The following is a 1406-nucleotide window of genomic DNA, read 5'->3' as shown; positions in this document are numbered from 1 at the left end:
TGGGCGAAGTCGACGGTGACGCCCGCGTCCCACAGCGCGCGGTGCGCCCGTCCGAGTGCCGCGTGGTAGTCGAGGCGGGAGGAGGGCAGCCCGTCCACGCCGAGCGCCCACCAGGCGTCCGGGTCGTCCAGCACGGCCACCGACGCGGTGACCGTCGATCCCGCCAGCTCGCCGAGCCGGGCGACCGCCTCGCCGGTCTGCGTGACCTCGCGGAAGACACGGCTGTCCGAACCCGCGTGCGGGACCATCGCGGAGTGCCACGTCTCGGCGCCGGCCCGCGACTGCCGCCACTGGAAGAACAGCGCGCCCTCCGAGCCGCGCGCGATGTGGCCGAGGGTGTGCCGCAGGACCTCCCCGGGCTCCTTGCCCAGCACCTGGCCGCCGTCGTAGACGGTACTGGTGCCCTGTTCCATCAGCAGCCAGGGGCGGCCGCCGGCCAGGGAGCGGGTGCGGTCGGCGTGGAAGGCGGCGTCGGCGGCGGCGTCCAGGCCGGGCGCGGACGGGTACTGGTCGGAGGTGACGACGTCGAGTTCGCGGGCGAAGGCCCACAGGTCCACGTTCTGGTAGGCGGGGAGCATCAGGTTGGTCGTCACCGGCCGGTCGCTGTGGGCGCGGATCGCGTCGCGCTGCTCGCAGAAGGCGGCGATGATCTCGTCGGACCAGAACCGGTGGAAGTCCAGCGCCTGGCCGGGGTTCTTGTGCCACTGCGTCGCGCGCGGCGGCAGCACCTGCTCCCATGAGGTGTAGCGCTGGCTCCAGAAGGCCGTGCCCCACGCCTCGTTGACGGCGTCCAGCGAGCCGTGCCGGGCGCGCAGCCACACCCGGAACGCGGCCGCCGCATGGTCGCACCAGCAGAGCGTGCCGTACTCATTGTGTACGTGCCACAGAGCGAGGGCCGGGTGGTCGCCGTACCGTTCGGCCAGCGCGGACGCAATCCGGCGGGCCGCGCTCCGGTAGGCGGGCGAGGCGAGGCAGTAGGTGTCGCGGCTGCCATGGACGAGGCGGGTGCCGTCGGCCCTGACCGCCAGCGCCTCGGGGTGGGCCAGGGTGAACCACGGCGGCGGGGAGGCCGTCGGGGTGGCGAGGTCGACGGCCACGCCGTTGGCGCGCAGGCGTTCGATGTGGGCGTCGAGCCAGGAAAAGTCGTAGCGTCCCTCCTCCGGTTCGAGCAGGGCCCAGGAGAAGACGCCCACCGTGGCCAGGTTGACCCTGGCCCGGCGCATGAGCTCGTCGTCCTCCTTCCAGACCGGCTCGTCCCACTGCTCGGGGTTGTAGTCCCCGCCGAAGGCGAGGCCGCCCAAGCGGTCGGTGATGCTGCGTGCCGTCATGACGGTTCCTCGGGTGTGGAGAGTCGTCCCGTGCTCTGACGTATCGTCAGTAAATGTGTGAACAGGGCCTGTTCGTCC

Annotated in this window: 1 protein-coding gene; it reads right to left on the bottom strand. The window is 72.4% G+C overall.

All coding sequences use genetic code 11. The features are described from left to right. On the bottom strand, positions 1-1328 hold a 1328-nt coding region (locus tag STSP_RS23280; protein WP_067281577.1), incomplete at its 3' end, for a beta-galactosidase. Positions 1329-1406: the final 78 nt, after the last annotated feature.

The organism is Streptomyces jeddahensis (assembly GCF_001642995.1).
GTDB classification, from domain to species: Bacteria; Actinomycetota; Actinomycetes; order Streptomycetales; family Streptomycetaceae; genus Streptomyces; species Streptomyces jeddahensis.
Note: the sequence above shows the minus strand (reverse complement) of the source record. Positions and strands in the feature narration are given on the sequence as shown.